Annotated in this window: 14 protein-coding genes; 7 read left to right on the forward strand and 7 right to left on the reverse strand. The window is 35.5% G+C overall.

The window, feature by feature from the left end; translation table 11 throughout:
• Positions 1-10 precede the first annotated feature (10 nt).
• From AC3B6D_RS06195 to AC3B6D_RS06220, 6 genes are all read right to left on the reverse strand, one after another.
• The gene (locus AC3B6D_RS06195; protein WP_489775180.1) at positions 11-1,615 is read right to left on the reverse strand and encodes a peptide ABC transporter substrate-binding protein; all 1,605 of its coding nucleotides are present in this window, start codon (positions 1,613-1,615) and stop codon (positions 11-13) included.
• Between the two features lie 356 nt (positions 1,616-1,971).
• Positions 1,972-2,406, reverse strand: coding sequence for a hypothetical protein (locus tag AC3B6D_RS06200; protein ID WP_489775181.1), 435 nt, complete (start codon positions 2,404-2,406; stop codon positions 1,972-1,974).
• 40 nt (positions 2,407-2,446) lie between these two features.
• The gene (locus tag AC3B6D_RS06205; protein ID WP_489775182.1) at positions 2,447-3,577 is read right to left on the reverse strand and encodes a peptide ABC transporter substrate-binding protein; all 1,131 of its coding nucleotides are present in this window, start codon (positions 3,575-3,577) and stop codon (positions 2,447-2,449) included.
• Between the two features lie 215 nt (positions 3,578-3,792).
• The gene (locus AC3B6D_RS06210) at positions 3,793-4,911 is read right to left on the reverse strand and encodes an iron-containing alcohol dehydrogenase (protein ID WP_489775183.1); all 1,119 of its coding nucleotides are present in this window, start codon (positions 4,909-4,911) and stop codon (positions 3,793-3,795) included.
• A 24-nt stretch (positions 4,912-4,935) separates the two neighbouring features.
• Complete coding sequence (locus AC3B6D_RS06215) at positions 4,936-6,579, reverse strand: acetolactate synthase large subunit (protein WP_489769588.1); 1,644 nt, start codon at positions 6,577-6,579, stop codon at positions 4,936-4,938.
• Positions 6,580-6,605: 26 nt separating this feature from the next.
• Positions 6,606-7,529 (reverse strand): AEC family transporter, encoded by a 924-nt coding sequence (locus AC3B6D_RS06220; protein ID WP_489775184.1) that lies wholly within the window; start codon positions 7,527-7,529, stop codon positions 6,606-6,608.
• 291 nt (positions 7,530-7,820) lie between these two features.
• Between AC3B6D_RS06220 and AC3B6D_RS06225 the strand changes: the two genes are divergently transcribed.
• Complete coding sequence (locus tag AC3B6D_RS06225; RefSeq protein WP_489775185.1) at positions 7,821-8,270, forward strand: MarR family winged helix-turn-helix transcriptional regulator; 450 nt, start codon at positions 7,821-7,823, stop codon at positions 8,268-8,270.
• Between the two features lie 84 nt (positions 8,271-8,354).
• On the opposite strand, the gene AC3B6D_RS06230 is transcribed toward AC3B6D_RS06225, so the two are convergent.
• On the reverse strand, positions 8,355-9,314 hold the full coding sequence (locus tag AC3B6D_RS06230; protein ID WP_489775186.1) for a LacI family DNA-binding transcriptional regulator: 960 nt from the start codon (positions 9,312-9,314) through the stop codon (positions 8,355-8,357).
• Positions 9,315-9,642: 328 nt separating this feature from the next.
• Between AC3B6D_RS06230 and AC3B6D_RS06235 the strand changes: the two genes are divergently transcribed.
• From AC3B6D_RS06235 to AC3B6D_RS06260, 6 genes are read left to right on the forward strand one after another with little or no spacing between them, the layout of a single operon-like run.
• A complete protein-coding gene (locus tag AC3B6D_RS06235) occupies positions 9,643-10,398 on the forward strand; it encodes a sugar phosphate isomerase/epimerase family protein (RefSeq protein ID WP_489775187.1) in 756 nt (251 codons plus the stop codon).
• On the forward strand, positions 10,395-11,690 hold the full coding sequence (locus tag AC3B6D_RS06240) for a gluconate:proton symporter (RefSeq protein WP_489775189.1): 1,296 nt from the start codon (positions 10,395-10,397) through the stop codon (positions 11,688-11,690). The genes AC3B6D_RS06235 and AC3B6D_RS06240 overlap by 4 nt, the downstream gene beginning before the upstream one ends.
• A gap of 23 nt (positions 11,691-11,713) precedes the next feature.
• The gene (locus tag AC3B6D_RS06245) at positions 11,714-12,676 is read left to right on the forward strand and encodes a sugar kinase (RefSeq protein WP_489775190.1); all 963 of its coding nucleotides are present in this window, start codon (positions 11,714-11,716) and stop codon (positions 12,674-12,676) included.
• A complete protein-coding gene (locus AC3B6D_RS06250) occupies positions 12,676-13,299 on the forward strand; it encodes an orotidine 5'-phosphate decarboxylase / HUMPS family protein (protein ID WP_489775191.1) in 624 nt (207 codons plus the stop codon). The genes AC3B6D_RS06245 and AC3B6D_RS06250 overlap by 1 nt, the downstream gene beginning before the upstream one ends.
• On the forward strand, positions 13,296-13,838 hold the full coding sequence (gene hxlB / locus AC3B6D_RS06255; protein ID WP_489775192.1) for a 6-phospho-3-hexuloisomerase: 543 nt from the start codon (positions 13,296-13,298) through the stop codon (positions 13,836-13,838). Before AC3B6D_RS06250 ends, hxlB begins: the two co-directional genes overlap by 4 nt.
• A 19-nt stretch (positions 13,839-13,857) precedes the next feature.
• Positions 13,858-14,505 carry a bifunctional 4-hydroxy-2-oxoglutarate aldolase/2-dehydro-3-deoxy-phosphogluconate aldolase gene (locus tag AC3B6D_RS06260; RefSeq protein ID WP_489775314.1) on the forward strand — a complete coding sequence of 216 codons (648 nt, stop codon included), beginning with the start codon at positions 13,858-13,860 and terminating at the stop codon, positions 14,503-14,505.
• Positions 14,506-14,634 lie beyond the last annotated feature (129 nt).

The following is a 14,634-nucleotide window of genomic DNA, read 5'->3' on the forward strand; positions in this document are numbered from 1 at the left end:
TAGTTATTTTTTATTTCATGTAGGCATTTTTATAATATGGGAAGCCCATGGGACCCATGACAACATTCTTTAATTTTGGATTAATTAAATAGACCATTGAGACATAATACATAGGAACGACGGGCGCTTTTTGAACCACCATCTTATTAGCAGCTTGCAAACTATCCCAGCGTTGTTGTGGTTGTGTAGCATATTGTCCGTTAGCATTGTCGACTAACTGATCGTATTGACTATCGCTGAATTTGCCTTCATTGTTCTTGTTGCCGGTCTTTAAGAGGTTCAAAAAGTCAGTAGGGTCATTAAAGGTTGGTGTCCAACCATTAATGACGGCATCAAAATCTCCGGATTGACTGGATGATAACCGACTATTAAATGGGACTGATTTGACTGAAACTTTGAGACCAGGTAGATGCGTCTGCAGTTGTGACTGTAAGAATTCATCGACTTTTTTAGTTTGATCATCGTTGCTAGAAAGAATAGTGAAATTAGCCGATTTGAGTCCCAATTCGCTCAACCCACTTTGCCAGAGTTGCTTAGCTTGTTTAACATCATATTGGTTTAATTGCCCTGCTTCTTTGGAGAAATCTTTACCAGTCTGTTCGTTTTTAAAACCTGTTGGCACAAAGCCGGAAGCTGGAACTGATTTATCTTGTAAAACTTTGCCGGTCAGTTGTTGGCGATCAATAGCCATGGACATGGCTTGGCGAATTTTTTCATTACTAAATAATTTGCGTTTAGTATTGAATTCCAGATACATAGTTCCCGGAAGTTTACGAACATATAATGATTTGCTCTTAGCGTGATTTTTAATCTCCTGCCCGGTTAAAGGCACCATTGCCAATTCTTTGGATTCAAATTGGTAAGCACCGGTATCCTGACTTTTAATAACGGAGACTTTGATTTTGTTCAAGTGGACGTGCTTTTTATCCCAATAATGGGGATTCTTGACATAGGACCAAGTGTCACTAGTGCCATCCCAATCTTTTAAGACAAACGGTCCATCATATAAAGTATGTTTGGCATCGGTACCGTATTTCTTACCTTGAGCTTGAACATACGGTTTATACAATGGGAACGAAGCACTCATCGCTAAAACGGATGGGAAGTACGGCACGGCTTGATTTAACTGAATTTGCAGTTGATACTTACCAGTGGCTTTGATGCCGAGGTTACTCGGGGCTAACTTACCACTATTAACTTCTTTATAGTTTTTAACGTTTTCCAAAAAATAAGATTGCTGTGATTTAGTTTTGGGATCAACAGTCCGTTGCCAACCATAAACAAAGTCTTGCGCGGTCACAGGCTTGCCGTTGCTCCAGTGACCATTATGTCTCATGTTAATCGTATAAGTAGTTTGATTGTTTGACAATTTCGGCTTACTCGTGGCTAATGCTGGAATAATTTCACCTTTTTTATTGAAATTATATAAGCCCTCATTGACTTGCTCGGCAACTTCGGCAGATTCATTATCCATCGCCAGTGAAACATCGGCAGTGCTTAACTCTGCGGAAGTCCCAATGGAAATGTCTTTTTTGTTGGTGGCATTATTATGACCACAACCAACAAGGCTTAGGCTACTAAGTAAGGTCAAACCCATTAAATAGATTTTCTTCATGAACATCCCTCCTTAAATAATTTAGAAATTAATTTTATTCTAATTCGACATTAATTTAATTGCAAACTAAAATTAAAAATAAATGTAAAAAGTTTTTAAAAATTAAATTCAGAAATTTAAAAAAAATAATAATAATTTGGCTAATAATTTTTTGACTAAGTGACTGAATATTCATGCCTAGACGACCTTGGCTAAGCATTATACTTCATAAAAAAACTGCGTTTCAGCTAATCGGATTGTATAATCAACAATCTTGATTGTGTGCTAAAACGCAGTTAAATTAATTGAAAATAGTCTTTATTATTAATATCTTTTGGTCAATTGGTAATTTTATTTTAATTAACCAATGAATTTAATTAGTTCATGATGGCATTTTTGTAATATGGAAAGCCCATAGGTCCCATCACAATACCTTTGAGTTTGGGGTTAATCAAATAAACAAGAGATAGGTAATACAAGGGAACGACTGGCGCTTTTTGAACAACTAGTTTGTTGGCGGCTTGCAGATTATTCCAACGTTGTTGTGGCTGCGTAGCATATTGATTATTAGCAGTCTTGACTAACTGATCATATTGGCTGTCGCTAAATTTGCCTTCATTATTTTTGTTACCTGTTGTTAAAAGATTTAAGAAATCTGTCGGATCGGCAAAAGTTGGTGTCCAGCCATTGATGACGGCGTCGTAATTGCCAGCTTCACAAGAGGCTAGGCGACTGTTAAACGGGACTGGTTTGACGTTAACTTTGAGTTTGGGTAAGTGGGTTTGTAATTGTGACTGCAAAAATTCGTCCACTTTCTTAGTCTGATCATCGTTACTAGATGTAATAGTAAAACTAGCCGATTTCAATCCCAGTTCGCTGAGTCCACTTTGCCATAATTGGTTGCGCTTGCTTGACGTTATATTGGGTTAATTGTCCAGCCTGTTTGGCAAAATCTTGATGAGTTTGCGAATTTTTGAAACCGGTAGGAACGAACCCTGTGGCTGGTACTGATTTGTCTTGTAAAACTTTGCTCGTCAATTGTTGGCGATCAATGGCCATGGATAGAGCTTGGCGAATTTTTTCGTTGCTAAAAAGTTTACGCTTATTGTTGAATTCTAAATATTGCGTGCCGGGTAACTTACGAACATATAAGGCTTTACTTTGAGCGTGATTTTTAATTTCTTGACCAGTTAAAGGTACCATGGCTAATTCTTTAGATTCAAATTGGTAAGCACCAGTATCTTGACTCTTGATCACAGAGACTTTAATTTTGTCCAAGTGGACGTGCTTTTGATCCCAATAATGCGGATTTTTGACATAAGACCAAGTATCGCTGGTGCCGTCCCAGTCTTGGAGAGTGAAGGGACCATTATATAAAGTATGTTTGGAACTGGTCCCATATTTTTTACCTTGGGCTTGGACATATGGTTTGTAAAGAGGGAAGGAGGCGCTCATGGCTAAAACTGATGGAAAATATGGTACGGCGTGTTCTAGTTGAATTTGCAGTTGATACTTGCCAGTAGCTTTAATGCCAAAATTTTGTGGACTCATTTTGCCGGAATTAATTGCTTGATAATTTTTAACATTTTCTAAAAAGTAAGATTGCAGTGATTTGGTTTTGGGATTGACAGTTCGTTGCCAGCCATAAACAAAATCTTGGGCGGTGACAGGTTTACCATTACTCCAGTGGGCGTTATGGCGCATGTTAATGGTATAAGTAGTTTGATTGTTCGATAATTTAGGCATTCCGGTGGCCAGTGCGGGGATAATTTTGCCTTTTTTATTGAAGTTGTAAAGTCCCTCATTGACTTGTTCGGCCACTTCGGCAGATTCATTATCCATGGCTAATGAAACGTCGGCGGTACTTAATTCAGCTGATGTTCCAATGGCGATTTCTTTTTTAGCATCTGCATTCTTATGACCACAACCGACTAATCCAAAACTGGTGAGTAAAGTAAGGCCAATTAAAGCTATTTTTTTCATAAGTAGCACTCCTTTAACTTTAAATTAACGCAATTCTAATTTAAAGTTAATCAAAAAGCAAGGAGTTGGTCGCAAAAACTTTGATATAACAATGTTGATCATTGCAGCCTAAAATTAAAATGTTTTTAAATGAATTTTAATTATTAGCTAATAAGATCAAAAAATGCTCGGAAATCATGTTAGATTGCCGAGCATTGCTGAAATTAATTAGAAAATTAAAGTAATTGAGTATAAATATCACAGACATCTTGTTGAGTTAAAGTGATGGGGGAATTAATCATTAATCGTTGTTGATTGTCCATCACTGATTGGGCAAACTCTTGGCAAGTTTGTTCAGTCATGCCAATTTGACTTAAACTTTGATTGGGTAAAATTTGGTCAATTAGTTTTTCTAGTTCAGAGAGCGTAGCTTTAGGAGCAACAGGTAAAACCGTTGTTAAAATATTTTCTAAAGCAGATAAATCAGCTCCCAATTCTTGATATTTTCTGAAGGTGCCACTAAATACTAAATAATTGGATTGGCCATGAGCGATATGATAAGTTGCTCCGATCGGGTATGCTAGAGCATGAACGGGGCCGCAACCAGCATTGCCGAAGGCTACACCGGCCATAGTACTGGCTTCTAAAAAGTCTAAGAGTAATTGACCTTGAGGTGTTTGCCCGACTTGTTGTTGGATAATAATTTGATTGTAGCCTTGAATAATTGTTGTCATAGCCTGCACAGAAAACAGTTTACTAAAGCTAGTAGCTTTGGGTGACAAGTAAGATTCAATTGCGTGGACTAACGCATCAATGGAACTAGTAGCGAACACTTTATAAGGCATAGTTTTCGCTAATTGCGGCACTAGATAAACTTGATCGGCATACATTTGCGGATAGGCTAAGCCAACTTTAGTTTGTTTAGCTAAAAAGTTGAAGACGGCAACATTGGTAACTTCGCTGCCGGTACCAGTGGTCGTTGGCACAATAATCAATTGCCGCTTTTTAGTTAAATTAGCGCCGTTTGCAGCAATTTGCTGCATATTAACTCCAGCACCGTAAACCAGTAATTTAGCGTTATCAATCACGGAACCACCGCCAATAGCAAGAATGCGATCATAATCTTTGGTATTGACTTGTTGTAATAGTTGATCGGCCGCTTGATCAGTGGGTTCACCCTGAATATAATTTTCGAGATAAACCACGTCGAGTGGAAGTTGATCGAGGTCCAAATGGGGTTCAATAATATACTGATTAGTTAAGAGCAAATCATGTTGACCCACTTGTAATTCTTGAAATAAAGTTGGTAAATCAGGCACACTAGTAATTGCGGGTTTGATACTAAATTCATTCATAAAACTTTGCCTACTTTCTGTTTATTAAAGAGAAATCGTAACTTGACCAAGTTTGTCAATTAACTTCATATTTTCGGAGTAATCAACGGGACAAACAATAACATTGACTTGTTGATTATTTAAGCTAGCTTGCAAGGTTTGTACTAAATCTTGCCGGCTTTGGACTAGATGAGCATTGGCACCAAATGATTGGGCGTAACTAATCAAATCGGGATTTTTAAAATCAACCTCGGAGTGATGACCTAATTCCATATCCATCTTCCATTTGATTAGGCCGTAAGATTGATCAACCCAGACTAAGTTGGTCATTGGGACTTGATAACGTACGGCAGTTTCGAGTTCTTGCGAGTTCATCAAAAAGCTACCATCGCCCATAACCGCTAAAATATTTTGGTCAGGACAAGCAAGTTTGGCACCAATAGCTCCTGGTAAAGTCCAAGACATTGTCGATAAACCATTATCAATTAACACAGAGTTTGGCGTGTAACTTTGATAGAGACGGGCCATCCACATTTTGACAGCACCAGTATCTACTAACACAATGCCTTGGTCATCGACGGCTTCACGAGTAGCAGTGACAATTTGTTGGGGAGTGAGGGGAACTTGACTTTCTTGTTGACCAAAAGTTAATTCAGCTTGCACAGCTTCTTTGATCGTAGTTTTTAAGGCAGGTACTTGAAAGTTAGTGAGCTCAGCCTGTAATAACGGAACAGTAGCTTTTAAATTACCGATTAAATTTTGACTAACGGTATAATGCGCATCAGTATCTTCTTGAAAATCATTCAAATGAATAATCTGTTTGTCACCCTGTGGATTAATCCGGCTAGGATCAAATTCTGATAGTTCATAACCAATCGTAATGATAACGTCGGCTTGATCGTAAGCAAAGTTTTCATAGTCGTGGCGCATGAAACCAATGACACCGAGAGCTGATGGTAAACGATCATCAATGGCTCCTTTTCCCATAAAAGTGGTGGCTGCTGGTAAATTAGTTTGTTTGATGAAATCATTGACGACTTGACTAGCGTGATCGCGAATGACCCCCATGCCAATTAAGGCAATCGGATGTTGAGCTGCTTTGATAATAGCAGCAGCGGCCTTTAAATCGGTTGTTTGTGGGATAGTTTGATTAGCGGGAGTGGAAGCAGCTAGGGGAATATTAGGCACGGCCTTTTGCGGTTCAATATCCTGGGGAATGCCCACATAAACGGGACCAGGACGACCATTGACAGCTTGATTAAAGGCTTTGTTGATGATTTCTGGAGCGGCCTGAGCTTCATAGATGTTTTCGGACCACTTGGTCACTGGCTGAAACATAGTTCTTAAGTCAATCACTTGGTGTGATTCTTTATAAATTCGATTCAAACCACCTTGGGCAGTGATTGCAATCAGTGGTGTCGAGTTGGTCTGGGCATCAGCAACACCTAAAAGTAAGTTAATTGCGCCCGGTCCCAAGGTAGCGGTAGCAACGCCTGGTTGCCCTGTTAAGCGGCCGTAGACGTCAGCCATAAATGAAGCACCTTGTTCATGGCGAACCAAAATAAATTGAATTTTATCTGAATCATGGATGGCATCGACGATGCGAATATTTTCTTCACCCGGGATACCAAAAACATATTTGACGCCCCGATCTTCTAAAACTTGAACGATTTGTTGTGCAATATTCATTGGAATAAACTCCTTTATTGATTAAATTAAATGCCTAAAAATACGATAATAAAACCTAAGGTGATGACTGATAAAACGGTACTTAAGAACAGTGTTGAAGCCATCTCGCGCTCGGCTAAGTGATATTGGTTAGCAAAGATTGTACAAATAGCAGCGGTGGGGATGCCCAGGGAAACTAGAGATTCTTTTAATGTCTGCGGTGCTACTTGGCACCATTTCATGAGTAGATACATAATTACGGGGATAATCACGATTTTAGTTAACGTGTTGCCCCAAACCGGTAATGATAGTTTAGGTTTTTTCTCAAAGAGCACAATTCCTGAAGAAAAGAGTGCTAAACCACCAGTAGCTTGACCTAAGACAGAGAAGCAACGTTCCCAATCAGGGGAAATAGTGAGGCCACACATGACTAAGATAAACGCCAAAATTGGGGCCCAGACCACTGGTTTTTTAAAGGCATTTTTTAAGTTAGTGCCTAAGCTGATCTTTTGATTAGAATCACTTGAAAGTAAAATTACGGTTAACGGCACTTGAATAATGTTCATGACTAAACCACCAATTGAAACTAAAAGGGCGCTTTTGTCTGGAAATAAAGCTCCCAAAACAGTGGGGCCCACGAAGGGAATTGCCGGTCCAGTAATAGCTAAAGTTCTCAGTGCTGCAAGTGAGAGGCTATTTTTAAACAAGTAGCGTAATACTAATAGGACAATTACATAACCGCCAACCATTCCGATAAAAATCCATAATGCAACTTGCACATTTTGCAATAAAATGTGGCCATTAGTGGCTACAATGCCGCCAAATAGGCTGAGCGGCAAAGTATAACTCATGACTAATTTGTTAATTTCAGTCGCACTATTACCGTTAAAATCTTGGCGAAAGCCGGCATAATAGCCCAGCATTAAAGTGACAACTACAGGTAATAAGGCGCTAATTAAAGTAGAAATCACTAAGGTCATCTCCTTTTGTTTGTAAAAGTTAAGTAGTGAACGTTCACAATGCAACAATAGTTCTTTGTGAAAAAATTGTCAATCACTTTTTGCAAAAAATATTTAATTTAATTAGTGAAATAGTATTCAAAAAAATTGCCAATTACTTGTAACAAAAGTGGTTAGCTAAATTCACATTTGGCCGTAATTTTTTCTTTAAAAAATTTCAAATTAAGTGAGTCATTTCAAAAATCTGTCAATAAATCGTGAAAAATCTGGTAAACTAAATTTAAAGGTAGGTAATTAAAAAAGATGACTGATAAATTTTATCCGGGAGATTTCGCACAATATTTTTCTGTGATTCACCGGGCATTTTTACGAGATACACATGCGGCCTATCAACAATTACATTTGAATGCCACGAGTGCTTATATTTTAGTTTTGTTATGTAAAATAGGCTCCCAAAGTCAAAATGATATTGCCAAAACATTATTGATTAGTAAGGGCCAAATTACCCGGGAAATACAACGTCTAAAAGCGCTGGAATATGTAACACAAGAAGTTTCCGATCAAAACCATACGCGAAATATTATTTCGATAACTAAAGCAGGACAGCAGGTTTTGTCACAGGTACAAGTGATTCGAAATGATTGGTGGCAGCAACAAATTAATCAAAACCAAATTACGGAACAATCGCTGTTTGAACCCACCTTGAAGCAAATTACCCAAAAATTAATTGCACGTTCACAAAAAGAAAAGTAATTAAAAAAGTCAACTTCAAAAGCTTGCCATAATTGGTAGACGTTTGAAGTTGGCTTTTTTGATTGAGTGATATTGATAAATGATTTATGAAATTTTTGTAGGTACTACTACTTTTTGACTAGATAAGCTTTGATTATTAAGTAATTTTAATAACATTTCTGCAGAAATACCCCCCATTAAAAATGGATTTTGTGTAATTAATTTAGTATATGGATTGATTGAATGTGCTGTTTTAGTATCAGCAAAGCCTGTTGCGGTTACCTTGGCATTATCAATATATCCATCAGCAATTAATAAAGGAATGAATTCAAGGTACCATCTTTCTTTGAGAGCAAAAATTAATGTTTTTTCATTACTCTTAATAAGATTATTTTTAATTTGATTGTAGATATTTTGTCTATTATAAGTTTCTTCAGGAATTTCGATAACGTTAATATTTTGAGTAACAGATTTAATACCTAGAAAACGCTCACGGCGTGTAGACACTGAATCAATATATGAGGACAATACCAAAATACGTTGAAATCCTTTTTTTTGAAATAGTAAAGTTGCTTTACGAGCGCTCTCATAATTATCAGAAATTACTTGAGGCCATCTGCTCGTATCTAAATTGCGATCAACAATTACAATAGGAATATCTGGCTGGATCTGTGAATTCATATAGTTCAAGGTACTATTATTCGGTTGGAAAATTAATCCATCAAAGCTATATTGATTAATTGTTTTAACTATTTTTTGTTCTTTTTTTAAATCAGCATTACTATCAAACAAAACAGCAATATAGCCGCTAGCTTCTAGAAAAGAACTAACACCCTTAAATAATTCTGTAGAAAAATAATCATCAATATTTGCGACAATAACAGCAATCATCATGCTGGAATGTGTAACCATTTGTCGGGCAGCGGCGTTAGGAATGTAATTAAGTTTTTCAATTGCCGACTTAATTTTTGCAGCAGTTTTTATGGACATTTTATCAAAATTCTTATTTAAGTAACGAGATACTGTAGTTGTAGAAACTCCAGCTAAATTTGCTACATCCTTCATATTAGTTTTTTTCTGTTTAGGGATATGGATCATGGTTATCCTCCGTATTGATCAAATATTAATAATTATAAGAATATTGTTCTTATATGTAAAATAAAATAAGTAATTTAAAATAAAAAAGCGTTTGCAATATTTTGGGAAAACGTTTAACATAAGAACCGTAGCAAGCGAGCTCATTTGCGTATTTATATAAAGTTTAGGTACTAACTTATAAATAACTAACATGATCAATTAGTTATAAATCTTAAATTATTTATATTTAGGAAAACGTTAAACCTAAAAACTTGAGACTAGTTGTTGTTTTAAATAATTGTCAGGGGGTTATCAGATGACATTAATTTTAAATACTTGGATTTTTGAAAGAGACGTTCAAACTGGGACAAATCAAGTAGAACTGGTTGATCGTGTTAAAAGATTAGGTGCAGATGGTATTGAGGTAAGACGAGAATACTTTGACCATTTAGACGAGCAGTTGCCTTTAGTTGGACAGAAATCTCACGATTTAGGGTTGATTATTAATTATAGTGTACCTGATGAAATTTTTTTAGAAAATGGCTCACTAAATCCTAAATTGGATCAATATTTTGTAGAAGGTAAAATATTAGGAATTTCGAAAATTAAATTTAATATCGGGCATTATGAAAAGTTTAAAGGTGATCTAAAAGATGCATTGAGTCAATTTCCATTAAATGAAATTGAGATGAATGTTGAAAATGATCAAACTTTAGTTAGCGGTACTTTACAGCCAATTAAAAATTTTATGTCAGCTGTTAATGAAGTCAAGTTAACAAAAATTGGCTATGTTTATGATTTGGGAAATTGGGCTTTTACGCATGGAGATGTAATTGAAAGTGCTAATCAATTAGCTAAATATACTAACTATATTCACTTGAAAAATATTATTAGTGACTATGGTGAATTGAGTACTTCAGACGATTTAGAAAACGGAATTTTTGATTGGCGAAAAATCATTAAACGTTTGCCTGGTGATGTAATGTTTGCACTCGAATATCCTATGAATACAGATCAAGAAATTCGTCAACAAATGAAATTAGTTCAAAAAGAAATCGGTGATCTTAAATGAGTTCGACTATTATTTCTATCTTATTGTTAATTTCATTTGTAGCGTTCATCATTTATATTCTAAAAGGTGGTAATTTAGTCATTGGTTTCTTTGTCATGGCTATTCTATGGGCCATTATCGGACTAGTACCATTTAATGTTGCCATTAAAAAGATTTTCGCAGAACCAGCGTTAAATTATGGTCCGACTATCATTTATATTGTTTTTGGTTCTTGGTTTGGTCGGGTTTTAGTTGATAGTGGTATTGCACCTGCTATTTCCAGGGCAACCAATAGAGTAGGCAAGAAAAGGCCATTGATTGCCGCTATTTTAGTAATTGTTGTAACCGCTTTTATATTTATCAGTGCCTATGGTGTTGGTTCGGTAATTGCGCTCGGTGTTATTTTATTACCAATTCTATTGTCAGTTGGAGTGCCGCGTGATATTGCTTTAACCGCTTTTGCTTTGGCAATAGGCGCACCTATGTATATTAATGTCGTTTTATATAACCAAATTAAGGCCTTTTTTCCGCACGCTATTTACGGTGGAAAATATTTACAATTTGGTTGGATAGCTGCTTTAGTACAATTAGCATTTGTGATTTTGTTTTTAATCTTAATGCGTAAAAAGTTTAATCCTAAGGAAGCTCAGCAGAATTTAGAAATTATTGGTGCAAGTTTTGAACAAGATGATGAACACTCAGAAAAAGTTCCTTACGTTTCATATATTGTTCCAATAATTCCGGTAGCGATGAATATGATATTTAAGTGGGATGCTGTTCCATCTTTGGTTTTATCAGTGATTATTGCGATGCTTTTAACTGGCAAATTCAAAGGATACAAAAAAACTGTAAACTTTATTAATTCAACTGTAAGTCAAGCAATTAGTGATATTGCAGGTTTAGTTATTTTTCTAATGTCATTAACAATGTTTACAGGAGCCGCGACAATCAATGCTAAACACTTTGAACCATTATTTAATGCGATATTGCCACATAGTCACTTGATTTTAGCACTAGCATTAGGAATTTTAGCACCATTATCTTTGTTTAGAGGTCCACTACATGTATGGGGAGCAGGAGCAGCTACTGCTGCTGTTTTGTCTGGAACTGGTTTATTTAAAGATGCATTTTTATTACCATTACTCTATGTGCCAACTTTAATGGCAGTTTCTACCGATATTACTCAATCTTGGAATGTTTGGGGACTAGATTATATGAAAGTAGAATCAAAAGATTTTCTAAAATATGGTGTTCCAATAATGTGGATAGTGTCAATCATCAACGAAGTCTTAGTTTATGTATTTTTTGGATAAGATTTAAAAAAATGGAGATAAAAATGAGTGAATTTATTACTATAGGTGAACCATTAATAATTTTTGCATCTAAAGATTTGGATCTTTCTTTAACTGATGCTGTTAATTTTAACAAAATTATGGGTGGTGCTGAATTAAATGTAGCTATTGGTGTTACACGTTTAGGTCACAGTTCAGAATATATTTCACAGGTAGGAGCAGATCCCTTTGGTAAATTTATTAAGAAAACAATTTTAAGTCATAATGTAGGTACTACTTATATTTGTGAAGATCCTGAACATTTTACTGGTCATCAATTAAAACAGTTAGTTTCTAAGGGTGATCCGGACACTTTTAATTATCGAAAGGCTTCTGCTGCTTGCTACTTAAATGAACATATGATTGATCAAGTAGATTTAACAGGAGTAAAAATTGCCCATATGTCTGGAATTTTTCCAGCTATTTCTGAAACTGCTGAAAAAACTTTTCGCAAATTATTTAAACGCTTAATTGACAAAAATATTTTAACTACTTTTGATCCAAATTTAAGACCAACTTTATGGTCCTCTAGAGATAAAATGATTGAAACTATTAATGAATTAGCTGGGATGGCAGACATTGTTTTACCAGGTATTAATGAAGGAAAAATATTAGTTGGAACTGATGATCCGAATAAAATTGCTGATTTTTATTTGCAACAACCACGTACTAAAACTGTAATGGTAAAATTGGGGTCAGATGGTGCTTTTATAAAAACAAGAGAAGGCGAAAGTTATACAGTTAATGGATTTAAAGTTGATCATGTTGTTGATACTGTTGGTGCTGGTGATGGTTTTGCTTTGGGAGTTATTACTGCTTTATTAGAAGGTAAAGACATGCATGCAGCGGTGGTCCGCGGTAATGCTGTTGGCGCTTTGCAGGTACAAACACCAGGTGATAATGATGGTTATCCTACTTCAGAAGGCTTAAAAAAATTTTATCAACAGCAAGGAGTTAGTGAAAATTAATGAGGTTACAAGTAGCTTTGGATCGAATTTCATTAGCAGAAGCTCTTAAATTAGCTGGTAAATTGGATGGAAAAGTAGATGTTATTGAATTAGGAACATCTATTATTAAAGATTATGGATTACAGTTTTTACAAGCTATAAATTTTAGTTTAAAGGATTCCCAATTACTATTAGATTTAAAAACTTTTGACGAAGGTCAATATGAATTTTATCAAGGCTATAAAACTTCTGCAGATATCTTAACAGTAATGGGCAGTGCACCAATAGAAACAATTAAAAAGGTTTATACAATTTCTCAATGTCAGCAAAAAGAAGTTGTAATTGATTTGATGGAAACTAGTTCTGATAAAATTTTGCAGTTGCTTAAATTTGATAAAGCTATTTTTAATGTTCATTACTCTAAAGATAAAGGTAAATTTGTTGATATAACTGATACTTTGTCAAGCTTTCATAGGAAATATCCACAAATTCGAAGAATCGCTGTTGCTGGCGGCATTGATTTACAACAAGCAAATAAATTAGCCAAACAAAATATATCCGAAATTATAGTGGTTGGGTCTAAAATTGTTCAAGCTGTTGATCCAATACAAGCCACCAAGGAATTTTTGGAGGTAATTAAATGAAATTAATTCAAGATGTTTTATCCGAAATTACACAGGTCATGGATTTGGTTGATGAAAAACAGTTACAAGAGGTTGAAGAAGCGATTCAAAAGGATAAACGAATTTTTGTCTTAGGTGCCGGGCGCTCAGGATTGATAGCAAAAAGTTTTGCAATGAGGTTAATGCATCTTGGTTATCAAGTTTATGTAGTTGGAGAAACTATTACTCCTTCAATTCAGATGAATGATGTTTTAATTTCTGTTTCAGGGTCAGGACAGACTAAGAGCGTGGTAGAGTTAAGCAAAAGGGCTAGGAAAGATGACGTAAAGCTCGTGGCTGTAACAAGCGATGATAGTTCGGAGTTGGGACAAATAGCAGATGTAGCTTTGATTGTTCCTGGTGCGACCAAATCGGGATCAGGTTTTAAATCTATTCAATTATTAAGCACGTTATTTGATCAAAGTGTGCATATTACGCTAGATGTTTTGTGTTTAATGTTGAGTAAGCGCGATGGTGTTTCAAGCAATGATGCAAAAATAATTCATAGTAATTTAGAATAAATTAAGGAAGATAAAATTGATACAAAAATTAGATATTTTAGAAAATATTCAACAAGCAGGAATTATAGCGGTCGTAAGAGGCAACACTTCCCAACAAGCTACTAAAACAGCTGTTGCTTGTATTAAAGGTGGAGTTAAGGCAATTGAACTGACTTTTACAGTTCCACAAGCAGGTGATGTTATTCAACATCTTAATCAAGAATTTATTCGAGATAATGATGTGGTAATTGGAGCGGGAACGGTTTTGGATGCAATAACTGCACGAATTGCGATGATGAATGGTGCAAAATTTATCGTTAGCCCAACATTTGATAAGCAAGTAGCGTTAATTTGTAATGAGTATCAAATTCCTTATTTACCTGGATGTATGACACCGACGGAAGTTGATACTGCCCTGCGATATGGTTCAGATATAGTAAAAGTTTTTCCGGGGAGTATTGTTAGTTCAGCATTTGTTAAGGCTATTAAAGCGCCTTTACCATATTCTAATATTATGCCTACCGGTGGTGTTAATTTAAAAAATATGAAAGATTGGTTTGATAAGGGAGTTGCTGTAATAGGTGCTGGTAGTGATTTAACAGGTTCGGCTAAAAATAATGATTTTGTTGGTGTAACTGAAAGAGCCAGAAAATATCGTGATTTATATCAACAAATTTTCAATATTTAAAAAATATTTATTATAATTGAAGCTAAAAAAGTGCTTTGTGAATGTTTTTTCATAAAGCACTTTTTGTATTAAATTAATTTATCAAGATCAAAAGTTTAGTAAATGATCAGATAATTTTGTAATCTTAAC

The organism is Bombilactobacillus sp. ESL1097 (assembly GCF_058107205.1).